A 23418-nucleotide genomic window follows, 5' to 3' on the forward strand; every position below is an offset into this window, starting at 1 on the left:
GACAATTCAGATATTCACTGGGCTTTTGGCCCTTTTTTTGTTTTCAGGGGGTTGTCTTGACAGCTTTAGAGATGCAATTAACCGAACTACTTGAGGCGTCTGTCAATGCTTCAGGTTATGAACTGGTAGGCTTGGAATTTATTCGCGCAGGCGAACATTCTACATTACGTGTTTTCGTGGATCATGAAAATGGTATTAATGTGGAAGATTGTGCCGAAGCAAGCCGTCAAATCAGTGCAGTTATGGACGTAGAAGATCCTATCACTGTGGCTTATCACCTGGAGGTGTCTTCCCCTGGTCTCGAGAGGCCGCTGTTCAAAGCTGCACATTACCAACAATTTGTTGGTCACGAGGTCAACTTGGTGTTGAAAATGGCGATGAATAATCGTCGTAAGTGGAAAGGTGACATTGTTGCTGTTGAGGGTGAACTTATCACTCTGAAAGTCGATGGTAATGATGAAACATTCGCACTTAGCAATATTTCCAAAGCTAACCTGATTCCAAAATTCTAACCGCTAAGCAGAGGCATTAGAAATGAACAAAGAAATCTTGGCTGTCGTTGAAGCGGTATCCAATGAAAAAGCTGTTCCTCGTGAGCGTATCTTTGAAGCACTAGAGATCGCACTGGCAACAGCTACTAAGAAAAAACACGAAGCTGAAATTGATGTTCGTGTTGCTATCGATCGTAAGACGGGCCAAGTTGTAACATTCCGTCGTTGGCTTGCTGTTGACGAAGTCACTCAACCGACATTAGAAATGACGATTGAAGCGGCACAATACGATGATGAAACCATCGAACTTGGTGGATTTGTTGAAGACGAAATCGAATCAGTAACATTCGACCGCATTACAACACAAACTGCTAAGCAAGTAATCGTACAAAAAGTACGTGAAGCTGAACGCGAGCAAATTGTTGAACAGTTTATGGATAACGAAGGTGAGCTAATCACTGGTATCGTTAAAAAAGTAAACCGTGATGCAGTAATTATCGATTTAGGTAATAATGCAGAAGCCGTAATCCAACGTGATGATCAGCTTCCTCGTGAAAACTTCCGTTCAGGTGACCGTATTCGTGGTCTTTTATACGCAGTGCGTCCTGAAGCGCGTGGTTTCCAATTGTTCATGACACGTTCTAAAGCAGAAATGTTGTTAGAACTATTCCGCATTGAAGTGCCCGAAATCGGTGAAGAGCTGATTGAACTAATGGGCGCAGCTCGCGATCCTGGTTCACGTGCGAAAATTGCAGTTAAAACGAACGACAAACGTATTGACCCAGTTGGTGCGTGTGTTGGTATGCGTGGTGCACGTGTACAAGCCGTTTCTAGTGAACTTGCTGGTGAGCGTATTGATATCGTTCTTTGGGACGAAAACGCAGCACAGTATGTTATCAACGCAATGGCACCTGCTGAAGTTGCTTCAATCATTGTTGATGAAGATAACCACACAATGGACATTGCTGTTGAGAAAGATAATCTTGCTCAAGCAATTGGTCGTAGTGGTCAGAATATCCGTTTAGCATCACAGCTTACTGGCTGGGAACTAAATGTAATGACTGTAGAAGATCTACAGAAGAAGCACAAAGAAGAAGCACAAGTATCGATTGATACGTTTACTAAACACCTAGACATTGATGAAGACTTCGCGACGCTATTGGTTCAAGAAGGCTTCACAACACTAGAAGAAATCGCTTACGTTCCAGTTAGCGAGCTTATGGATGTTGAAGGTCTTGATGAAGACGCAATTAATCAGCTACGTACTCGTGCTAAAGAAGCACTGACTACGCTTGCCCTTGCGCAAGAAGAATCATTTGAAGGTGTCGAGCCAGCTGCTGATCTTCTTGGTCTTGACGGTTTAGAGCGTGAATTGGCGTTTAAGCTAGCTGCGAAAGGTATTTGTACGCTGGAAGATCTTGCTGACCAAGGCACAGATGATTTGCTTGACCTCGAAGAGATGGATGAAGCAAAAGCGGGTGAGCTTATTATGGCTGCGCGTAACATTTGTTGGTTTAGCGACGAAGCGTAATAAAAAATTAGCAAGGGAGGAGCAGTATGTCAGAGGTTACAGTTAAAGCATTAGCGGAAGAAGTGGGAACACCAATTGACCGTTTGCTTCAACAGTTTTCCGATGCTGGTATCAGCAAGAAAGCTGAAGATAACGTAAGCCAAACCGAGAAGCAGTCTCTATTGTCACACCTGCAAAAAGAGCACGGTGGTGAGAGTACTGATGGCACTCCAACTCGCCTTACTTTACAACGTAAGACACACAGCACTTTAAGTGTGTCAGGTACGGGTGGTAAAAGTAAAAGTGTTCAAGTGGAAGTACGTAAAAAGCGTACTTTCGTGAAGCGCTCAGCTCTTGAAGAAGAGCAGCGTGCTGCTGATGACGCTAAACGTGTCGCAGAAGAAACTACACAACGTGAAGCTCAAGCTCAGCAAGATGCTGAATTGAACGCTAAGCGAGAAGTAGAGGAAGCTGCAAAACGTAAAGTAGAAGAAGCGCGTTTGGCTGAAGAAAAAGCGAAGCGTGAAGAAGAAAATAAGGCTAAATGTAACACTGAGGATACGGTGAAGCGTGAAGCTACAGATAAGCGTAAAGCCGAAGAGAAAGCTAAACGCACCGTCGCTGTCGAACAGGCTAAGAGTGAAACTGAGTTATTGCAACTTCGCCGGGAAGAGGAAGCCAAGCGTAAAGCCGAAGAAGATAGTCAGCGTCAGCTAGAAGAGGCCCGCAAAATGGCAGAAACAAATGAAAAAACCTGGTCAGCTACTGAGCAGAATGCAACAACAAGTATGGAAAAATCAGATTACCACGTAACAACATCTACTCACGCCCGTGCTGCGGAAGATGAGCAAGATCGTAAAGAAGAAACCACTGGTACTCGTCGTAAGAAAAAGCCAGCTGCTAAAAAAGCAGATGATCGTAAAGGTCGTGGTGGTCGTAACCAACGTGGTGGACGTGGTAAGCAAAAACCTCAGGTTAATGCGCCTACTTCAATGCAACAAGGTTTTGATAAAACAGCGACAGTCGCTAAATCAGATGTTGTGATTGGCGAAACAATTGTTGTTTCTGAACTGGCTAATAAAATGTCAGTAAAAGCGACTGAAGTCATCAAAGCAATGATGAAGATGGGCGCTATGGTTACCATTAATCAGGTAATCGACCAAGAAACAGCGGCACTTGTTGCTGAAGAAATGGGTCACAAAGTTATTTTCCGTAAAGAAAATGAACTTGAAGAAGCACTAATGTCTGACCGCGGTGAGACACAAGCTGTTGAGTCTCGCGCACCTGTTGTTACTATCATGGGTCACGTTGACCACGGTAAAACATCAACGCTTGATTACATTCGTAAAGCACACGTTGCTTCTGGCGAAGCTGGCGGTATTACGCAGCATATCGGTGCTTACCACGTTGAAATTGGTAGCGGTATGATTACTTTCCTTGATACTCCGGGACACGCAGCGTTTACCGCTATGCGTGCTCGTGGTGCTCAAGCGACAGATATCGTTGTACTAGTAGTCGCAGCAGATGATGGCGTTATGCCTCAAACAGTCGAAGCAATCCAGCACGCTAAAGCGGCAGGTGTTCCTTTGATCGTTGCTGTGAACAAGATCGATAAAGACGGCGCAAACCCAGACAACGTTAAGAATGAGCTAGCTCAGTACGATATTATTCCTGAAGAGTGGGGCGGTGAGAACATGTTTGTTCACATCTCTGCTAAGGAAGGTACTAACATTGACGGTTTGCTAGAAGCTATCTTACTTCAGTCTGAAATTCTTGAACTGACTGCAGTTAAAGAAGGTATGGCTAGCGGTGTTGTTGTTGAATCTCGTATTGATAAAGGTCGTGGTCCAGTAGCAACAGTACTTGTTCAATCAGGTACTTTACGTAAGGGCGATATCGTTCTTTGTGGTCTTGAGCATGGCCGTGTTCGTGCAATGCGCGATGAAAATGGTAAAGACATCGAGAGTGCAGGTCCTTCTATCCCAGTTGAGATCTTAGGTCTTTCTGGTGTGCCAGCATCGGGTGACGAAGCGACTGTTGTACGTGATGATCGTAAAGCACGTGAAGTTGCACTTTACCGTCAAGGTAAATTCCGTGATGTTAAACTAGCACGTCAGCAAAAATCTAAACTAGAAAACATGTTCTCACACATGGAAGCTGGTGAAGTTGCTGAATGTAACGTTGTACTGAAAGCAGATGTACAAGGTTCTATCGAAGCGATTGCTGATTCACTAATGAAGTTGTCTACAGACGAAGTTAAAGTGAAGGTTGTTGGTTCGGGTGTTGGTGGTATTACTGAAACTGATGCCGTACTAGCTGCAGCGTCTAATGCAATCATTCTTGGTTTCAACGTTCGTGCTGATGTTCCTGCTCGTCGTATGATTGAGAACGAAAACCTTGACCTACGTTACTACTCAATCATTTACCAATTGATTGATGAAGTTAAGGCAGCAATGGGCGGTATGCTTGCTCCTGAATTCCGTCAGGAAATCATTGGTCTAGCTGAAGTTCGTGATGTATTCAAATCTCCTAAGATTGGCGCAATTGCTGGTTGTATGGTTACTGAAGGTACTATCAAGCGTAATAACCCTATCCGTGTTCTACGTGACAACGTGGTTATCTACGAAGGTGAGCTAGAATCACTACGTCGCTTCAAAGATGATACTAACGAAGTTAAGAATGGCTACGAATGTGGTATTGGCGTTAAGAACTACAATGATGTTCGCGTTGGTGACCAGATCGAAGTGTTTGAAATCATTGAGATTCAACGTACTCTTGATTAATCATCAAGGTTGTTACTTATCTTATTAAGTAAACATACAACCCAATGGGGAGCTTAGGCTCCCCATTCTTTCAAGAGCGCTTTCTTCTTTAAGATAGCCCGTTTCTTTAAGAGAGATAGTTAAAATGGCTAAAGAATTCAGTCGTACCCAGCGTGTTGCGCAACAGCTACAAAAAGAGCTTGCTGTTATCCTTCAACGTGAGCTTAAAGATCCACGTGTTGGCATGACGACAATTTCAAGTGTCGAAGTATCTCGTGACATGTGTTACGCAAAAGTGTTTGTAACATTTTTCACTATCGGCGAACAAACACCAAAAGGCAGCCTAGCTGTTTTGCGTGAAATGGCACCGTACATTCGCTCACTGCTTGGTAAGCAAATTCGCCTACGCGTAACCCCTGAACTTACGTTCATCTTTGATGAGTCATTGACTGAAGGTATGCGCATTTCAAACTTAGTTTCTAATGCTGTTCGTGATGACGAAAAGCGTCGTGTTGATGAAGATAACACGGAAGAAGGTGAGGATAAGTAATGGCACGTCGTCGTAAGGGTCGTCCAATCGATGGAGTTATTCTTCTCGATAAACCAACCGGAATTACTTCGAATGATACGCTGCAAAAAGTAAAGCGTATCTTCTTTGCTCAAAAAGCGGGTCATACTGGAGCGCTAGATCCATTAGCAACAGGTATGCTGCCGATTTGTTTTGGTGAAGCGACGAAGTTTTCTCAATTTTTATTGGATTCAGATAAGCGCTACCGTGTAATTGCAAAATTAGGTGAGCGTACAAATACCTCTGACTCTGATGGTGAAGTTGTTGAAACGCGTGACGTGAAAGTTGACCGTGGTCAGCTTGAACGTTGTATCGCTAAGTTCCGTGGCACGACTGACCAGATCCCTTCAATGTTTTCAGCATTGAAATATCAAGGTCGCCCTCTTTATGAATATGCCCGTGAAGGTATCGAAATTCCTCGTGAATCTCGTAAAATCACCGTTCACTCTATTGAGCTTCTTCGCTTTGAAGGTCATGAAGTTGAAATGGAAGTGCATTGTTCAAAAGGGACTTACATTCGTACTATTACCGATGACCTTGGTGAAATGCTGGGTTGTGGCGCACACGTTGTATATTTACGTCGTACCGGTGTGTCTGACTACCCGATGGAAAACGTTGTTACCTTAGAACAACTTCAAGCATTGCGTGATCAAGCAATAGAGCAAGGTATTGAACCTGGCGAATTACTTGATCCACTATTGTTACCGACAGATTCTGCAGTACAAGATTTGCCTGAGGCGAATGTAACTGTTGAAGGTGGCGATGCTATTTTGCATGGTCAGCCAGTAAAAGCGAGCAAAGTGCCAGAACAAGGTACATTAGTGCGCATTACCGTTGGGGAACAACGTGACTTCATTGGTATTGGTGAAATAGACCAAAACAATATGGTTGCGCCTAAGCGTGTTATGGCTAACAAGCAAGATGAAGCATAAGCGTTAGCTAACTGTTATTTGAGCAGTTATATGCCTGCGATTCGAATAATAAATGCGATGAAAATAGTCACTATTTTCATCGCATTTTTCTTTCTATTCTTTTTTCTTGCAGCGGCTCTATGCTGCCAGTATAATCCGCGGTTCGGGTGTCGGCTGAATCAGAGATTGGCGACACAAATTAAAAACATCTAGTATTAGGAAGAGTTATGTCTCTGAATGCAGAAACTAAAGCAGCTATCGTTGCTGATTACGCACAATGCGAAAACGACACTGGTTCACCTGAAGTTCAGGTTGCGCTTTTAACAGCACAAATCAACCACCTTCAAGGTCACTTTGCTAACCACAAACACGACCACCACAGCCGTCGCGGTCTATTACGTATGGTTTCTCGCCGTCGTAAGCTTCTAGACTACCTTAAAGGTAAGAATCTTGATCGTTACCAAGATCTTATCAAGCGTCAAGGCCTACGTCGCTAAGATTGCTTTCGAGAAAGGAGCCTTATGGCTCCTTTCTTTTTATTAGGCTCTATATTTACTGAAATACACCTTTACCCTGATTATGCAGTCGTTTTCCCGACCTTAAGGTCGCGGCTAATGAATGTTATTTGACGAATAAGTGAAAATATTGATTCGATAGATAATTTTCATTAGTCGCGATATGTAAAATCATCGAAAAGTGGGTTTCATCACATGACGCCTTTCTTTGTGTCAGATATACTCAATGGCGCAAATAAAATGCGAATAATATTAAGGAAATTCACGTGAATCCTATCGTAAAGACTTTCCAGTACGGTAACCACACAGTTACCCTAGAAACTGGTGTTATGGCACGTCAAGCGACTGCTGCTGTTATGGCAAGCATGGACGATACGTCTGTGTTTGTATCTGTTGTTGGTAAGAAAGAAGCTGTTGAAGGCCAAAGTTTCTTCCCTCTAACAGTTAACTACCAAGAGCGTACATACGCTGCAGGTAAAATCCCTGGTGGTTTCTTCAAGCGTGAAGGTCGCCCTTCTGAAGGTGAAACGCTTACAGCACGTCTAATTGACCGTCCTATCCGTCCGTTATTCCCAAGTGCATTCAAAAACGAAGTACAAATAATTGCAACTGTGGTTTCTGTAAACCCAGATGTAAACCCAGACATGATCACTATGATCGCAACGTCTGCGGCACTTGCTATTTCAGGTCTACCGTTCAATGGTCCTATCGGTGCAGCACGTGTTGGTTTTGTTAACGATCAATTCGTTCTTAACCCAAGCAACAATGAGCTAGTAGAAAGCCGTCTAGATTTAGTTGTTTCTGGTACTAAAGACGCTGTTCTAATGGTTGAATCAGAAGCTGATCGCCTATCTGAAGAGACAATGCTACAAGCTGTTGTTTATGGTCACGACCAACAACAAGTTGTTATCAACGCAATCAATGAGTTTGCGGCTGAAGTAGCAACTCCTGCTTGGGATTGGACTGCACCAGTAGTTAATGCTGAACTTAAAGCGCGCGTTGCTGATAAAGCTGAAACTCGCCTTTCTGACGCATACCAAATCACTGAAAAAATGGCACGTTACGACGAAGTCGGTTCTATTAAGAACGATGTTGTTGCAAGCCTTCTTGCTGAAGACGAAACGCTTGATGAGCGTGAACTTCGTGGCATGTTAAGCTCTCTTGAGAAGCACGTTGTACGTAGCCGTATCATTGCGGGTAACCCACGTATCGATGGTCGTGAAAAAGACATGGTTCGTGCGCTAGACGTACGTACAGGTGTACTTCCACGTACTCACGGTTCTTCTTTGTTTACACGTGGTGAAACTCAGGCGCTAGTTACTGCTACGCTTGGTACACAACGTGATGCTCAAATCATCGACAGCATCATGGGTGAGAAGAAAGATAACTTCCTTCTACACTACAACTTCCCTCCATACTGTGTTGGTGAAACTGGCTTTGTCGGTTCACCTAAGCGTCGTGAAATTGGTCACGGTAAGCTTGCTAAGCGTGGTATTGCTGCTGTAATGCCTTCTGTTGAAGAATTCCCATACACAGTACGTGTTGTATCGGAAATCACTGAATCTAACGGTTCATCTTCAATGGCTTCTGTATGTGGTACTTCTCTAGCGCTTATGGATGCTGGTGTGCCAATTAAAGCGTCTGTTGCGGGTATCGCAATGGGTCTTGTTAAAGAAGGCGACGATTTCGTTGTTCTTTCTGACATCCTTGGTGACGAAGATCACCTAGGTGACATGGACTTTAAAGTAGCGGGTACTGACGACGGTATCACAGCACTTCAGATGGATATCAAAATTGAAGGTATCACTAAAGAGATCATGCAGATCGCTCTAAATCAAGCTAAAGGTGCACGTAAGCACATCCTTAGCGTGATGGACGATGCAATTGGTACTCACCGTGATGATATCTCTCAGTTTGCTCCTCGTATTCATACGATGAAGATCAGTTCTGACAAGATTAAAGATGTTATCGGTAAAGGTGGTGCAGTTATCCGTGCACTAACTGAAGAAACTGGTACTACAATTGAAATCGAAGACGACGGTACAATCAAGATTGCAGCAACTGAAGGTGCCGCAGCTAAAGAAGCTATCCGTCGTATCGAAGAAATCACTGCTGACGTTGAAGTTGGTCGCATCTATACTGGTAAAGTAATGCGTATCGTAGACTTCGGTGCATTCGTATCAGTTATCGGTGCTAAAGAAGGCTTGGTACACATTTCTCAAATCGCTCAAGAGCGTGTAGAGAAAGTATCTGACCATCTACAAATGGGTCAAGAAGTTCAAGTTAAAGTACTTGAAATCGACCGTCAGGGTCGTATTCGCCTAAGCATGAAAGAAGCTGTTGCAGATCAAAACCCTGCTCCAGTACAAGACGAACAGCCACAAGGCTAAGTCTTTCTTCACAAAGCATGTTATAAAGGGGCTAATTAGCCCCTTTTTTTATATCTAAATTGTGTACTTCAGGGAGAACAGCATTGATTGCAAACAGGTTAAAGCTCGTATGTATTGCCGCAGTGATGGTACTAACAGGATGTGCATCGTCTCAAGCGAAATGGACCCATCCTCCGATGGCTGTGCCATTTCAGCCTACGATTCAACAGCAAATACAATTGGCGCGTATTGATCAATTACTAAAGCGTGATGATCTCGATAAAGATACCGTTGCACAAATGTTTTATGAGCGTGGTTTATTGAATGACAGCCTGGGCTTACGTGATTTGGCACGCCTTGATTTTAACCAGTCTCTTTCGTTGAAGCCAAATCAGCCTGATGTTTTTAATATTCTCGGTGTGTATTTTACCCAAAGTGCCCATTTTGATGCAGCGTATGAAGCGTTTGATTCAACCCTAGAGTTAAACCCTCTGCATCCGTTTGCTCTGCGTAACCGTGGTATCGCTTTATATTATGGTGGTCGTTTAGCATTGGCTCACGATGATTTGTTGGTGCATTACCAACAAGGTGTGAATGACCCTTATCGTGTTATTTGGTTATATTTCGTTGAATTTGAACAAGATTCTGAAACGGCAGCTCAAAAATTAAAGCTACGTTATGATGCCAGTGATAAGCAAGATTGGGGATGGCAAATTGTGCGTCTGTATCTTGGTGAAATCACAGAAACTCAATTTTTAAATGAGATTGCGACAAAAAGTGAAAGCAACGATCAGTTGGCAGAGCGTTTGACTGAAGGGTACTTCTACCTTGCGAAGGCGTATCAACAACAAAATGATTTTTCTGCGGCTGTGATGCTATACAAGTTAGCCTTAGCGGGTAATGTGTATGAGTTTGTTGAGCACCGTTTCTCATTGTTAGAAATCAGCAGAATTATGGCGGCTTATGAAGCACAAAATGGACAAAAAGAGACTAACTAGTTTCTTTCTATTGATTGCCACATAACGCTATGAAGAAAAGCCGCGATTGTCGCGGCTTTTTTGTATCTGATTAAAAATGTTTGAATAACAATTATTTGAATAAAAAATGTTACTCGATATTTAGACCAGCAACGTTATGCCAATAACCATTGCAGTGATGACCCCCCACTAACGAATGGCGAGTGGTGCTTTGTTCATTTAATTTAAAGTCGTTCACTTTGCTTAGCGTATCGATACTGAGCGGGCTTAAACGTACAACGTCAACGAGGTCCTGCATGCTCTTCAAATCGTTGACCAAGTTATAACAGTAGCCAGACTGGGTTTGAATGCCATTTAGCGTAAAGACTTTTTGGTCTTCTTGGCTATTAACGGTAATGCCTGTTGGATACTTGATACAACAGGTTTCGCAATCATCTTTGGCTTTATCTTCAGCGCGAGCAGTAAAACAACGAGCTGAATAGGCCAGAGGCAGATAACCATAGCTGAAAACTTCCGTTTCAAACTTATCTCGAATACCTAATTTTTCGCATTCGACGACAACATTCTGGAGCCACTCTTTAGACAGTTCGACGGGCATACACCAGCGCGTCATGCCTTTTTTCAGAAAAAGGTTCAGCGTCTGGGCGTTGTAGCAATTAACGGCAGCGCCAACTACAAACGGCACTTTTTTCTCATGAGCGAGTTGAATTGCTGACACATCGTTAGCTTCTATAATGAAATCGCCGTTATCGATGTACTTTTTCATGATGTTGACTTCGCTAGGTGCTTCCAGCAATGCCATCGTAGACAAGACAACTTGCTTACCAGTAGATGAGATATCTTTTGCAATATCAAACCAATGAGCAGGCTTCATTTCACGACGTTTTGAACAAACAGTTTCACCAAGGTAGATGATATCGGTGTCTGTTTCTTTTGCTTGTTGATAAAAATCTTCAACGTCGGTTTTTGGCCAAAAATAAAGAAGAGGCCCCAAAGAGTATTTCATGTTTGGCTCCTTTATTGCCATTTACGGTGATAAGCACCGAGTGTTGTTTGTTTACCTTCAGAGACGTTGCCTAAGCACGTATTCCAAGCTGGCTCTACGCTATAGCCTTCAGGATTGGCTTTATAACGATCAATGGCTGCTCGCCATGTTTTGGTTACCTGCTCAACATAAGCCGGGCTACGCTGCCGACCTTCTATTTTTACCGATGCAATATTGGCGGCAAAGAGTTCCGGTAATATTTCTAACGTATTGAGGCTCGTCGGCTCTTCCAAGGCGTGGTAGCGCTTATTATCACCATCAATATTGACATCGAAGCGACCTTTACACAGGGTCGGGTAGCCTGCATTTTCGCCAGCGGCATAACGATCAATTAATACATCGTTTAAGCGAGATTCAAGCCCTTGCGCCGTTTCTTGCCAGCGAACATATTTAGCCGGTGAGCATGCACCTACCGTATTGGGCGATTCACCTGTCATGTAAGAAGATAAGTAACAACGACCTTCAGCCATAATGCACAAGCTACCAAACGCGAATACCTCTAGAGCCATATCGGTATTACGTGCGAGTTGCTTTACTTGATGAATCGACAGTACACGCGGCAATACTACGCGCTTCACATTGAAGTTCTGTTTATAGAAATCAATGGCAGCAGTATTGGTTGCTGATGCTTGAACCGATAAGTGCAGTTCAAGATCAGGATAACGCGTTGCGGCATATTCTAATACTGCAATATCAGCGACGATGAGGGCATCTACCCCCATAGCAACAGCATTGTCGACCGCTTTCGTCCAGCGGTTAAAACCGTCTGGGTGGGCGAAAGTATTAAGGGCAACGTGCAGCTTTCTGTTGTGATCTTGCACATACTGAACGGCTTTTTCTAGCTTACGACCTGTAAAGTTTAAACCAGCGAAATGGCGGGCATTTGTATCATCTTTAAAGCCGATGTATACCGCGTCAGCACCGTTATCAATCGCTGTTTTTAAGGCTGGAAGGTTACCAGCGGGGCAAAGTAGCTCCATATTATTTTTATCAACCAGTCTTTGATGGGAATAATTAATAGAGCAAATAGTAGGGGGCTTAGTGCCCCCTTGTTTTGATGTCAGGCAGGTTTTTGTTGATTTAGGACAACTTTTTAGTGGTAGATGGACATATAAAAAGTGATTAATCTTTACTTCGACTGTTTTTTACTAAAATCGCTTCGAGTTCATTTTTTGGCAACGGACGATAGAAATGGAACCCTTGGATATAGTCACAATTGAGGTTTGACAACAAGGTTGCTTGTTGACGTGTTTCGACCCCTTCGGCGACGATACTCATATTAAGGGCTTTGCCCAAGTTAATGATATTTTCAATCAGGGTTACCTGCTTGGGCACCGTATCGATGTCATTAATAAAGGCGCGGTCAATTTTTAGCTCATCAAGTGGAAAACGCGCTAAATACGATAGCGATGAATAGCCAGTACCAAAGTCATCTATCGATAATGCAAACCCGAGTTTTTTTATCGCGTTTAACATTTGTATGGTGTGTTCGCCATCACTCATTACGGCGCTTTCGGTTAATTCAAAGGTAATATCTGTGGCATTGACACCTGTGCTTTTGAGTAGCTTTTTCACGAAATCAATGAGGTTTGGGTTACCAAATTGTTGTGGTGATAAGTTGATCGCCACACGTCCAGATAAGATACCTTGTTGTTTCCAGCGTCTTACCGTTGTGAAAACTTCTCGCATAACGACCAAGCCAAGCTGCTCGATTAATCCAGAGTTTTCAGCGACGGGAATAAATTGTGCCGGGCTAATATAACCTTCAACAGGGTGCTTCCAGCGAACTAATGCTTCTGCACCATTAATAGCAAAGTCGCGAGCATTTACTTTGGGTTGATACCAGACTTCTAACCCATTATTTTGCAGTACTTTTTGAAGTTCTATTTCTAACCACAAGCGCATGCGCGCTTCTTTATTCATGGCTTCATTGAATTTAACTAAACGATTACGCCCACGATTTTTTGCTTCATACATCGCGGTATCGGCATTTTGCAGCAAAATACGTGCATCATTACCATTACCAGGGTAAGACACCATGCCAATTGAGCACGCTAAATGTTTGCTGAAATGGTGCAGATCAAAAGGTTGGTTAATTAACGAGATAACTTGCTGAGCAACGAGATCTCCCGCTCTATCGTGCTCAGGTTCAGATAAAACAATCCCAAATTCATCGCCACCCAAATGACCAATAATGGCATTTTCCGGCAATAAACGGCGTAAGCGTTGAGAGATTTCTTGCAGTACCCGATCGCCAATATGATGACCTAATGAATCATTAATATTTTTGAAGTTATCGATATCAAGGTACAGCATGACCAGTGGTGTTTCATTGGTGATTAGACTTTCTAATCGACGGCTAAAGCCATGGCGATTGTACAAACCCGTTAATGGATCGGTATGAACAAGCTGTTCAACTTGTCCTTGTTGCATCGTATGTTCAGCTGCGTCTTGTAGTTTAACCAGTTTAGCGGGTGAACCCATTAAAGTAATGTCTGATGTGGTGACCAATAATGGACGCTCGGTACAGCAGCGTGGGCTTGTGTGGCATTTACGGGGATCGCCACTCGGTATTTGAGACAGAGTTTCACCTAAGATGCGCTGACTATGGCTATCAATCAGTAAACGCCCAAGCTCTTCACCTAATAATTCTTTAGAATCATCGAATCCTAATAAATTCGCCGCAACTTGGTTGGCCGATATAATTATGTCAGCTTCAACAATACACATGCCGTCAGAGATCAATTCATTCAGCTGATTTAATTGATGCTCAAGCTCTTCAAGTGAGTTAACCAAAATTTGTCGTTCAGAGGTATCGACTGAATGCAGAACAATATGGCCAACATCCCCAGTTTTATTTCGCAGTGGTGATAGGCTGAAATGCATACTGGTTTCATGACGGCTGTCATCCAGAACGACTTCACCTTCGACGGATTCCCCTTGAAAGGCACGTTCATAAAATGGACGCAGAGAGCGATAGAAGGCTTGCCCTAGAATGTCTCTGTCATTTTGACCTACAAGATCATCACGTTGAAGACCGCTTATTTCGCAGTAACGGTTATTAACGACTAAGTAGTTATGTTGTGGATCTAATACTGCAAACAGAAACGGACTGTTATCTGTGAGCAGAGGAAACCAATAATTAAGTTGCTCTGTCGGCATTAAAGCACCGTATATCCATATTCAGATTGAAAATAGCGCGGGGTTACCGAATTGAATAACCCTAATGGGTAGCACTATAAAGGGTGACTATGATTTTAATGTTTCATCTCATGAGTCGTGTTCTGTAATATAACCCGTGAATGAGGAAGAATTCTAAATTTTGCGTTGAGAGAAGCATTTTTTTTGACTCAAGGCATGAAACTGTTTGCCAAGGTTGCAATACAATCAGGTATTAATAGCGGTAGAGATAGGAATATACATACAGTGATAACCCAACTTCGAAAGCACATTGTTCAACATGGTCCTGCGTTATTACGCGTTCCAGCAAAATTGACGCCTTTTACGGTTCAGAAAAAAATGATGTTAGAAGGCTTAACACTCGTTTTTAAGGAAGCGTTAGAAGATGGTGATTTTGAATTTCTTGATGGACGATGGTTAAAAGTCGAAGTCAGGGATTTAGAACTGCACTGGTATATTAGTTACCAAGATGACAAACTAGTCGTCGCTGAACATATCGAGCAAGAAGATGTTAGCTTCAGTGGCGAATGTAATGACTTAGTCTTAATTGCCGCACGTAAAGAAGACCCTGACACCTTATTTTTTCAACGTCGTCTTCGTATTGAAGGGGATACTGAGTTAGGACTGGAAGTAAAGAACTTGATGGACAGTATTGATCTGGATTCTTTGCCTTCGCCGCTCAAATTTTTGTTACAGCAATCGGCAGACTTCATTCAAAAAGGAATGCAAGATGCTGGTGCTGAAAAAGAGGTTATGAATGCTCATAAGAACTGAAGCGCCTGCGGATATTCTACCCATAGATCGATTGTTGAAGACGGTGTTTGAGACCGATGCTGAAGCCGATTTAGTGATGAGATTACGTGAGAATAGTCACCGTACATTATCTCTTGTTGCGTGTAGTGATGACGGCGAGGTGATTGGACATATCCTCTTTAGCCCTGTTACCGTTGATGATGTGGATGATAATTGGCAAGGCTTAGCGCCATTATCGGTAAAACCTGAATACCAACGACAAGGTATCGGAAAAGCATTAATGGAAGAAGCAAAAATAATGCTGGCTGATTTTGGTTACCCTGTTGTCGTTGTGCTTGGTCACAGTGAATATTATCCACAAGTGGGTTTCGAGAAAGCTTCTGAGCACGGTCTTGGCTGTATTTGGGAAGTACCTGATGAAGCCTTTATGGTTTTAGAAGTGATACCTGAGCATTTGGCAGGAAAATCAGGCGTCGTTAAATACAGTGAAGAATTTTCAGCTCTGTAATCTCGGTAATATCACGGAATATAGCTTGATTCTATATTCATCATAAAATACCACCTTAACGGTGGTTTTTTATTTTTGATGGTGGCTATATTAAACGCATGCTGGGTATGTCTTGGTGGTGTGGTGTGAATTTGATAGGATTGCCGCCCAAAGTGTTTATCACTACTAGAAGCTTATTGTGAGTATTGAATGAAACAGCGTGATATTCAGGTATTGCAAGAAATGGGGTTAACCTATTGGCAGGTACGCAAACCGGAGTTCTTCCCTAATATGCAAGTACCTGTCATCGATCTACCTGAAAGTTGCAAACTATTGTTTATTACTGATGATGAACTGAACGAACATGATGCTTGGCTATTTGGGCGCATTTTAGGCAGTATGAAATTGAAGCCTGAACAAGCGTTATCATTACCTTTAGAAGCGGTAGAGCAAGTTGCAGAACATCATTTAACCTGGTGTTGGTTTGCAGGTTGCCAAGGCGCACACCCAGTTGGTTGCCAAGTGTTGAATTCCAGTTCATTGCGAGCAATGCATTCAAACCCATCAAGTAAAAAAGCCTTATGGCAGCAGATTTGTTCTTATGATAAATAAAATTGTTCCACTTGAATCGCAACACCATGATGATGTTTGGCGTATAGAACGTGCCGCCAACACTTTTCCTTGGGCTGAATCGATGATTCGTAAAGAGCCTAATAATATCGCGACGAATTTTGTTTTGTTAGTCGATGATATACTCGTGGGCTATTGTTATGGTCAGCTTGTAGCTGGTGAGGCAACATTACTGAATATTGCGGTTGATCCTAATCAGCAAGGCAAGGGTTACGGTAAAGCGTTGTTAGAAGGCTTTATTGATATATTACAACAGCGGAATGCTGAAGATATTTGGTTAGAAGTGCGCGCCAGTAATGTTCGTGCTTATAAACTGTATGAAGCGACTGGCTTTAACGAGATAAACCGCCGTGAAGGGTATTACCCATCAGAAAATGGACGTGAAGATGCGTTAATTATGACGTATTTGGTTATGTAGCCTTTATATCTCCTTTGTTATCTCTGTTTCTTTTCGTGGGATTTGCGTATAATTCCGCCATTATCAGGCTCCTGAGTTCCATCTATTTCCTGCGTACGATTGAGGTCGACATGTAATTTGTTGCTATAACACAATTTTCGCAGTTCCCTGCCTACGCAGGCGATGGCACTTTTCTAGGGTCAGCCCCTATTGGAATCTCTCACAGGATTATCAACACTTATGTCTTTTTTACAAGAAGTGGGTAAACGTAGAACGTTTGCCATCATTTCTCACCCCGATGCGGGTAAAACCACCATTACTGAAAAAGTTCTTTTATTCGGAAACGCTATTCAAAAAGCGGGTACCGTAAAAGGTCGCGGTTCTAATCAACACGCGAAATCAGACTGGATGGAAATGGAAAAAGAACGTGGTATCTCAGTAACGACTTCTGTGATGCAGTTCCCATTCAATGATTGCCTCGTGAACCTTCTTGATACTCCTGGACACGAAGATTTCTCGGAAGATACGTACCGTACATTAACGGCTGTTGACTCATGTCTTATGGTTATCGATGCCGCTAAAGGTGTCGAAGATCGTACGCGTAAGTTGATGGAAGTAACCCGTTTACGTGATACGCCAATCGTTACTTTCATGAATAAAATGGACCGTGAAGTACGTGATCCAATGGAAGTATTAGATGAAGTTGAAACCGAGCTAAAGATGGCTTGTGCGCCAATTTCATGGCCGATTGGGTGTGGTAAAGAATTTAAAGGTATTTACCACATTCACCGTGATGAAACTGTTTTGTATGAATCTGGCCACGGCCACGAGATTCAAGAAGTACGTATAATTAAAGGGTTAGACAACCCTGAGTTAGATGTCGCTGTTGGTGAAGCATTAGCTGCAAGCGTACGTGAAGAACTTGAACTGGTTATTGGTGCTGCGCACGAATTTGATCTTGAGTTGTTCTTGAAAGGTGAATTAACGCCTGTATTCTTTGGTACAGCATTGGGTAACTTTGGTGTTGACCACATGCTTGAAGGCTTAACGCAGTGGGCGCCAGCACCACAAACACGTAAAGCGAATGAGCGCGATGTAGAAGCCGTCGAAGAGAAATTCTCGGGTTTCGTTTTTAAAATTCAAGCCAACATGGATCCTAAGCACCGCGACCGTATCGCCTTTATGCGTATCGTGTCAGGTACTTATAACCAAGGCATGAAAATGAACCATGTACGTACTGGTAAAAATGTCAGTATTTCTGATGCGGTAACCTTTATGGCTGGTGACCGTACTCGTGCTGAACAAGCGTATGCGGGCGACATCATTGGTTTGCATAACCACGGTACGATTCAGATTGGTGATACGTTCACCCAAGGTGAGAACCTTAAGTTTGCTGGTATTCCAAACTTTGCTCCTGAACTGTTCCGTCGTATTCGCCTAAAAGATCCATTGAGACAGAAGCAGTTGCTTAAAGGTTTGGTACAGCTTTCTGAAGAAGGTGCTGTACAGGTCTTCCGTCCTTTACAAAACAATGATTTGATTGTTGGTGCGGTGGGTGTGCTTCAGTTTGATGTGGTTGTGGCACGCTTAAAAGCAGAATACAACGTAGAAGCAATCTACGAAGGTATTAATGTCGCGACAGCACGTTGGGTTGAGTGTGATGATGTGAAAACATTTGAAGAATTCAAACGTAAAAACCAACAGAACCTCGCTCTCGATGGCGGTGATAACTTAGCATATGTTGCACCAACCATGGTCAATTTGAATTTGGCGAAAGAGCGTTTCCCTGCTGTTGAATTCCATGCCACTCGTGAACACTAAGCGTAATTAGAGTCACCAACGAGTAACATGTTCAGAAGGCCGTCACATTTGTGGCGGCTTTTTTTGTGCTTTATCTCCTGATATCAACCAACAACCTGATATCACTCTGAATCCTGCATCTTTAGGTAGCTTGGGTGTATACTCCTGTTGTGCATATGGGCAACAAGGAGCTAAACAATGGATAATGTAGTACCCACGGGTGAGCAAAAGAGTTGTGTTACAAATACTAATGTAGCAAACCGAGATATTTTCACATGGATTGGTGAAGCATCACCTCTAGGGGCGACAGCAAAAGACAACGGCGTTAACTTTAGCCTCTATTCAAAAGATGCCACGAAAGTCACTCTTCACCTGTTCCACCATCAGCACGCTGATGCACCTTTCTTTTCTTTTGATCTAGACCCTATTCTTCATAAGCGCGGCCATTATTGGTTCATGTTCGTGGGCAATATTGGTCATGGTCAGGTGTATGCTTTTCAAGTTAATGGCCCTTGGCAACCCGATAAAGGGCTGCGATTTGATAAAGACAAAGTACTAATCGATCCTTACAGCCATGCGGTTTGCTTCAGTCAAAATTACAGTCGCCAGCGGGCGATAGATCCGGGCTCAAACATGGATGCTTGTATGAAAAGCATTGTGGTTGATCATCGCCATTTTGATTGGCAAGAATCATGCACCCCCAGTCATTCTCTGACTGATACCGTTATCTATGAAATGCATGTAGGTGGGTTTACCAAACATCCATCATCTGGTGTTACCGACGCTAAGCGGGGCACATTTGCAGGCATTATTGAAAAAATACCGTACCTTAAAGAATTAGGCATAACGGCTGTTGAGTTAATGCCAGTACAGCAATTTGATATCCATGATGCACCTGAAGGGCGGCAGAACTATTGGGGCTATAGTCCTATAAACTTTTTTTCGGTACATGCTCAATACAGTGTTGAGCAAAACCCCATTGCTGCCATTGATGAATTCAAAATGCTAGTGCGCGAGTTACATAAAGCGGATATCGAAGTGATTTTGGATGTGGTGTTCAATCACACCGCTGAAGGGGATGAAAACGGTCCAACATTTTGCTTTAAAGGGCTACAGAGCAAAGCCTATTATTTGACTGAGGGTGATACTGGCAAGTTCGCTAATTACAGTGGTTGTGGCAATACCTGTAACGCGAATCACAGTGTCTTACGCCGAATGATTATTGATGCATTGCATTTTTGGGTAACTGAAATGCGGGTTGATGGCTTTCGTTTTGACTTAGCATCGGTGCTGGCTCGTGATAGCCAAGGTCACCCGATGAAAGAGCCGCCATTGCTATGGTCGATAGATTCCGATCCCATTTTGAGTGGCACTAAGATCATTGCTGAAGCTTGGGATGCCGCAGGCTTGTACCAAGTAGGATCCTTTATTGGCGATCGCTGGAATGAATGGAACGGTAAATACCGCGATGATATACGCGCATTTTGGCGTGGCGATAGTAGCAGTGTAGAAACATTTGCCTCCCGTATTTTAGGCTCGCCTGATATTTACTGTAGTCACCATCACTCGCCACATCGTTCAGTGAACTTCATCTGTGCCCATGATGGCTTCACGTTAAATGATCTTGTGAGTTACAACCAGAAGCACAATTACGCCAACGGGGAGGATAATCGCGATGGCGATAACCACAATATATCGTGTAATTACGGGGTTGAAGGGCCGACGCAGATAGCTGAAATTGATGCTATCAGGAATCGACAATGTAAAAACATGCTGGCAACGTTATTTTTGTCTTTAGGCACACCGATGATCAATATGGGGGATGAAGTTCGTCGTACCCAACAAGGTAACAATAATGCGTATTGCCAAGATAATGAGTTAAGTTGGTTTGATTGGCAACTTGTCGATCAGAATGCCGATCTTCACCGTTTTGTGAAACAGCTAAGCTTAATAAGACGCGCAGAGCCTACGATTGATTGGAACATGCACATATCATTAAACTCGGTTATCAAAAGCGTTGATATTAACTGGCATGGTGTACAGCCTAATCAACCCGATTGGTCGGAGCATTCACATTCATTGGCGCTTACGGCGAATCACCCTTTAACCAAAAATGAGTTATACGTTATTTGTAATGCGTATTGGGATCCGCTTGAATTTACCCTCCCTAATCGCGAGCATAGTGATTGGCATTTATTGATAAACACGGGGCAAGCAAGCCCATTTGATATTTATGATATTGACGATGCACCAGCTTATAACTCTGATAGCATTTTAGTCTTAGGGCGAAGCATGGTGGTGATGGCTGCTAAAAAGTGAATATAATAAAGTCGCTTAGGAGAATGAAGATGTTGGCATGGTTGAAAAAATATATCGCTCAGTATGATCAGTGGTGCGAACGTATGGGCTTTACGCCTGAAAATAGGCGCTGCTGTGCGCCTATTCGTTACGATGAAGATGACGAGCGACACCCCAAACGTCGAGCCGCACATTTTCAACAGAAAAAGTGCGATTCGACCTCTGGTTTACAGAATAAAAAGCGTTTATATGTTGATTGATAGCCATTGTCACTTTGATTTTGCACCTTTTATCGATGCCCCAGAACATTACTTAACATTGGCAAAAAATGCGGGGGTTAAGCGTATTGTTATCCCTTCAGTAGGGGAGAGGAATTGGCATGTAGTTGAGCAGTTAAGTCGCCAATTTGATGAGTTGTATTATGCACTGGGCTTACATCCTTTTTTTAGCCATGAACATTCAGAACACGCTTTACCGTTACTTAAAGAACAAATACAAAAAGTGACTCAAGATTCAGACACTGATCGAAAAAAGTGCGTTGCTATCGGGGAATGTGGACTAGACTTTGCCATTGTTAATCCAGATAAAGAGCAACAAATAGAATTGCTTAGCGAGCAGGTAGCGTTAGCCAATCAGTTTGATTTACCCGTTATTTTGCATTGCCGCAAAGCCTTTCCTGAATTAATGAAAGTTTTGAGGCAAAATCCACCCATTGCTGGTGGTGTTTATCATGCATTTAGTGGTAGCTTTCAACAAGCAAGGCAACTTATTGATCTAGGTATCAAAATTGGTGTAGGTGGAACGATTACATATAGCCGTGCCAGTAAAACTCGCCATACAATAGCATCTCTACCGTTGGTAGAACTCATATTAGAGACCGATGCACCAGATATGCCGATATCAGGGTTCCAAGGTGAGCCTAATCGCCCTGATAGGATATGTAATATATTGCGAACTTTAGCGAGTTTTAGAGTGGAATCTGAACAGGTGATAGAAGAGGTAACAACCTTAACTACCGCTGAATTATTTCGTATTTCACTGTGATGTCACTCTCAGATCGAAACGTTTGCGCGAAACGTTTGCGTGAATGAACGAGCTTAGTGTGATTGCTGTCACAATTGCCGCTAAACTTACATCTCCTTTCCTTAGAAAGTGTGATGGCCGCATTACTTTATCGTTACCCGCATGAGTATAATGCTGCCGGACTCTTAATGAGCCAAATTGTCGAGACGCCAAACTTAACTATAAAGGGATGCCATAAACTATGAGCATGTTTATGAGCCTGGTTGGGATGGTAGTATTGCTAGGTCTAGCAGTTCTATTATCTGATAACCGTAAAGCTATTAATTTACGTACTGTTGGTGGCGCATTTGCCATTCAATTTATTTTAGGTGCATTTATTCTTTATGTACCTTGGGGTAAGGACGTTCTAGGTGCTGCGAGTAGCGGTGTTCAGAGCGTTATCGATTACGGTAACACAGGTATCGAATTCCTATTCGGTAACCTAGTTAACTTTTCTGTTGAAGGTATTGGTTTTATCTTCGCATTTAAAGTGCTACCAACAGTAATCTTCTTCTCTGCACTAATCAGCGTTCTTTACTACTTGGGTGTTATGCAAGTGGTAATCAATGTTCTTGGTGGTGGTTTAAGAAAAGTACTAGGTACATCAAACGCTGAATCAATGTCTGCAACTGCTAACATTTTTGTTGGTCAAACAGAAGCACCTCTTGTTGTGCGTCCGTTTGTACCAAAGATGACGCAATCTGAGTTGTTTGCAGTTATGTGTGGTGGTCTAGCATCTGTAGCTGGTGGTGTTCTTGCTGGTTATGCTGCAATGGGTGTTCCTCTAGAATACTTGATCGCAGCATCATTCATGGCAGCCCCTGGTGGTCTACTGTTCGCTAAAATCATCAAGCCTGAAACTGAAGAGCCAATCGAGCAACTAGCGTCAGATGCTGATGCTGCTGACGATAAGCCTGCTAACGTAATTGATGCTGCAGCTGGCGGTGCGTCTTCTGGTATGCAACTAGCACTAAACATTGGTGCAATGCTATTGGCTTTCGTTGGTCTAATTGCATTAGTTAACGGTCTGCTTGGTGGTGTTGGTGGTTGGTTCGGTATGCCTGAACTAACACTAGAGCTTATTCTTGGTTATGTATTCCAACCACTAGCATTCCTAATCGGTGTGCCATGGGAAGATGCAAACATTGCTGGTTCTTTCATTGGTCAGAAATTGATCTTGAATGAATTTGTTGCTTACTTAGGTTACGTTCCGTACCTAGGCGATGCGGCTCCAGTTATTCTAGCTGAGAAGACGAAAATCATTATTTCTTTTGCACTATGTGGTTTTGCTAACTTATCTTCAGTAGCAATCCTACTGGGTGGTCTTGGTAGCATTGCTCCAAACCGTCGTCACGATATCGCTCGTTTCGGTATGCGTGCAGTTGCTGCAGGTACATTATCTAACCTAATGTCTGCAACAATCGCTGGTTTGTTCTTCTCGCTAAGCGCAATGTAATACCTGACTCTGTCAGCACAAAAACGCCACAGCTTGCTGTGGCGTTTTTTTATGCCTCTTATGCCAATCTAGACAAGTATCTGACTTTACTTATCCAGAATGGTATTACTTATCAAATCCAGTATTACCGTCATTGTTTCCAGTTCATCTTAATGATCAACAGATTTGGTAAAAACTACGTTCGCCTTGTTTCTTTCCTTCATAAAA

At 42.9% G+C, this 23418-nt stretch carries 20 protein-coding genes; 17 read left to right on the forward strand and 3 right to left on the reverse strand.

From position 1 onward, the window contains the following. Positions 1-56 precede the first annotated feature (56 nt). The 8 genes from rimP to nlpI all read left to right on the forward strand — a co-directional run bounded on the left by rimP (position 57) and on the right by nlpI (position 10124). Complete coding sequence (gene rimP / locus C9J12_RS17360) at positions 57-512, forward strand: ribosome maturation factor RimP (RefSeq protein ID WP_006230689.1); 456 nt, start codon at positions 57-59, stop codon at positions 510-512. 22 nt (positions 513-534) lie between these two features. After that, positions 535-2022, forward strand: coding sequence for a transcription termination factor NusA (gene nusA / locus C9J12_RS17365; RefSeq protein ID WP_107243862.1), 1488 nt, complete (start codon positions 535-537; stop codon positions 2020-2022). A 26-nt stretch (positions 2023-2048) separates the two neighbouring features. After that, positions 2049-4784 carry a translation initiation factor IF-2 gene (gene infB / locus C9J12_RS17370; RefSeq protein WP_107243863.1) on the forward strand — a complete coding sequence of 912 codons (2736 nt, stop codon included), beginning with the start codon at positions 2049-2051 and terminating at the stop codon, positions 4782-4784. Positions 4785-4908: 124 nt separating this feature from the next. Beyond that, positions 4909-5313, forward strand: a complete 405-nt coding sequence (gene rbfA / locus C9J12_RS17375; RefSeq protein WP_107243864.1) for a 30S ribosome-binding factor RbfA — start codon at positions 4909-4911, stop codon at positions 5311-5313. Further along, positions 5313-6263, forward strand: coding sequence for a tRNA pseudouridine(55) synthase TruB (gene truB, locus C9J12_RS17380; protein ID WP_107243865.1), 951 nt, complete (start codon positions 5313-5315; stop codon positions 6261-6263). The genes rbfA and truB overlap by 1 nt, the downstream gene beginning before the upstream one ends. Before the next feature lie 206 nt (positions 6264-6469). Next, positions 6470-6739 carry a 30S ribosomal protein S15 gene (gene rpsO / locus C9J12_RS17385; protein WP_045027573.1) on the forward strand — a complete coding sequence of 90 codons (270 nt, stop codon included), beginning with the start codon at positions 6470-6472 and terminating at the stop codon, positions 6737-6739. Positions 6740-7023: 284 nt separating this feature from the next. Further along, positions 7024-9147 (forward strand): polyribonucleotide nucleotidyltransferase, encoded by a 2124-nt coding sequence (gene pnp, locus C9J12_RS17390; protein WP_107243866.1) that lies wholly within the window; start codon positions 7024-7026, stop codon positions 9145-9147. 83 nt (positions 9148-9230) lie between these two features. Continuing rightward, the gene (gene nlpI / locus C9J12_RS17395; protein WP_107243867.1) at positions 9231-10124 is read left to right on the forward strand and encodes a lipoprotein NlpI; all 894 of its coding nucleotides are present in this window, start codon (positions 9231-9233) and stop codon (positions 10122-10124) included. Positions 10125-10233: 109 nt separating this feature from the next. Here nlpI and C9J12_RS17400 read toward each other — a convergent pair whose 3' ends face one another. The 3 genes from C9J12_RS17400 to C9J12_RS17410 form a co-directional block, all read right to left on the reverse strand. Beyond that, positions 10234-11109, reverse strand: coding sequence for a U32 family peptidase (locus C9J12_RS17400; protein ID WP_107243868.1), 876 nt, complete (start codon positions 11107-11109; stop codon positions 10234-10236). Positions 11110-11120: 11 nt separating this feature from the next. Further along, on the reverse strand, positions 11121-12128 hold the full coding sequence (gene ubiU / locus C9J12_RS17405) for a ubiquinone anaerobic biosynthesis protein UbiU (protein WP_107243869.1): 1008 nt from the start codon (positions 12126-12128) through the stop codon (positions 11121-11123). 142 nt (positions 12129-12270) lie between these two features. Next, positions 12271-14310 carry a putative bifunctional diguanylate cyclase/phosphodiesterase gene (locus tag C9J12_RS17410; protein WP_107243870.1) on the reverse strand — a complete coding sequence of 680 codons (2040 nt, stop codon included), beginning with the start codon at positions 14308-14310 and terminating at the stop codon, positions 12271-12273. A gap of 264 nt (positions 14311-14574) precedes the next feature. Here C9J12_RS17410 and ubiT point away from each other — a divergent pair, with 264 nt between their 5' ends. The 9 genes from ubiT to C9J12_RS17455 all read left to right on the forward strand — a co-directional run bounded on the left by ubiT (position 14575) and on the right by C9J12_RS17455 (position 23211). Beyond that, positions 14575-15102, forward strand: coding sequence for a ubiquinone anaerobic biosynthesis accessory factor UbiT (gene ubiT / locus C9J12_RS17415; protein ID WP_107243871.1), 528 nt, complete (start codon positions 14575-14577; stop codon positions 15100-15102). After that, positions 15086-15589, forward strand: a complete 504-nt coding sequence (locus C9J12_RS17420; protein ID WP_011217392.1) for a GNAT family N-acetyltransferase — start codon at positions 15086-15088, stop codon at positions 15587-15589. Before ubiT ends, C9J12_RS17420 begins: the two co-directional genes overlap by 17 nt. Positions 15590-15778: 189 nt before the next feature. Then, on the forward strand, positions 15779-16180 hold the full coding sequence (locus tag C9J12_RS17425; RefSeq protein WP_107243872.1) for a DNA polymerase III subunit psi: 402 nt from the start codon (positions 15779-15781) through the stop codon (positions 16178-16180). Next, entirely contained in the window at positions 16170-16616 is a 447-nt protein-coding gene (rimI, locus tag C9J12_RS17430) for a ribosomal protein S18-alanine N-acetyltransferase (RefSeq protein WP_107243873.1), read from the forward strand. Before C9J12_RS17425 ends, rimI begins: the two co-directional genes overlap by 11 nt. 219 nt (positions 16617-16835) lie before the next feature. Beyond that, positions 16836-18416, forward strand: coding sequence for a peptide chain release factor 3 (gene prfC, locus C9J12_RS17435; protein ID WP_107243874.1), 1581 nt, complete (start codon positions 16836-16838; stop codon positions 18414-18416). Positions 18417-18593: 177 nt separating this feature from the next. Continuing rightward, a complete protein-coding gene (gene glgX, locus C9J12_RS17440) occupies positions 18594-20714 on the forward strand; it encodes a glycogen debranching protein GlgX (RefSeq protein ID WP_107243875.1) in 2121 nt (706 codons plus the stop codon). A gap of 29 nt (positions 20715-20743) precedes the next feature. After that, positions 20744-20953, forward strand: coding sequence for a hypothetical protein (locus C9J12_RS31425; RefSeq protein WP_107243876.1), 210 nt, complete (start codon positions 20744-20746; stop codon positions 20951-20953). Further along, positions 20943-21737 (forward strand): TatD family hydrolase, encoded by a 795-nt coding sequence (locus C9J12_RS17450; RefSeq protein ID WP_107243877.1) that lies wholly within the window; start codon positions 20943-20945, stop codon positions 21735-21737. Before C9J12_RS31425 ends, C9J12_RS17450 begins: the two co-directional genes overlap by 11 nt. A gap of 220 nt (positions 21738-21957) precedes the next feature. Then, entirely contained in the window at positions 21958-23211 is a 1254-nt protein-coding gene (locus C9J12_RS17455; protein WP_107243878.1) for a NupC/NupG family nucleoside CNT transporter, read from the forward strand. Positions 23212-23418 lie beyond the last annotated feature (207 nt).

Source organism: Photobacterium frigidiphilum (genome assembly GCF_003025615.1).
Taxonomy (GTDB): domain Bacteria; phylum Pseudomonadota; class Gammaproteobacteria; order Enterobacterales; family Vibrionaceae; genus Photobacterium; species Photobacterium frigidiphilum.

Bases quoted from the DNA above. Each gene is read 5' to 3' on its own strand.
- glgX (WP_107243875.1), top strand. From the start codon at position 18,594: ATGGATAATGTAGTACCCACGGGTGAGCAAAAGAGTTGTGTTACAAAT.
- prfC (WP_107243874.1), top strand. From the start codon at position 16,836: ATGTCTTTTTTACAAGAAGTGGGTAAACGTAGAACGTTTGCCATCATT.
- C9J12_RS31425 (WP_107243876.1), top strand. From the start codon at position 20,744: ATGTTGGCATGGTTGAAAAAATATATCGCTCAGTATGATCAGTGGTGC.
- C9J12_RS17425 (WP_107243872.1), top strand. From the start codon at position 15,779: ATGAAACAGCGTGATATTCAGGTATTGCAAGAAATGGGGTTAACCTAT.
- nusA (WP_107243862.1), top strand. From the start codon at position 535: ATGAACAAAGAAATCTTGGCTGTCGTTGAAGCGGTATCCAATGAAAAA.
- C9J12_RS17420 (WP_011217392.1), top strand. From the start codon at position 15,086: ATGCTCATAAGAACTGAAGCGCCTGCGGATATTCTACCCATAGATCGA.
- C9J12_RS17450 (WP_107243877.1), top strand. From the start codon at position 20,943: ATGTTGATTGATAGCCATTGTCACTTTGATTTTGCACCTTTTATCGAT.
- ubiU (WP_107243869.1), bottom strand. From the start codon at position 12,128: ATGGAGCTACTTTGCCCCGCTGGTAACCTTCCAGCCTTAAAAACAGCG.
- C9J12_RS17410 (WP_107243870.1), bottom strand. From the start codon at position 14,310: ATGCCGACAGAGCAACTTAATTATTGGTTTCCTCTGCTCACAGATAAC.
- rpsO (WP_045027573.1), top strand. From the start codon at position 6,470: ATGTCTCTGAATGCAGAAACTAAAGCAGCTATCGTTGCTGATTACGCA.
- rimI (WP_107243873.1), top strand. From the start codon at position 16,170: ATGATAAATAAAATTGTTCCACTTGAATCGCAACACCATGATGATGTT.
- infB (WP_107243863.1), top strand. From the start codon at position 2,049: ATGTCAGAGGTTACAGTTAAAGCATTAGCGGAAGAAGTGGGAACACCA.
- C9J12_RS17455 (WP_107243878.1), top strand. From the start codon at position 21,958: ATGAGCATGTTTATGAGCCTGGTTGGGATGGTAGTATTGCTAGGTCTA.
- C9J12_RS17400 (WP_107243868.1), bottom strand. From the start codon at position 11,109: ATGAAATACTCTTTGGGGCCTCTTCTTTATTTTTGGCCAAAAACCGAC.
- rbfA (WP_107243864.1), top strand. From the start codon at position 4,909: ATGGCTAAAGAATTCAGTCGTACCCAGCGTGTTGCGCAACAGCTACAA.
- truB (WP_107243865.1), top strand. From the start codon at position 5,313: ATGGCACGTCGTCGTAAGGGTCGTCCAATCGATGGAGTTATTCTTCTC.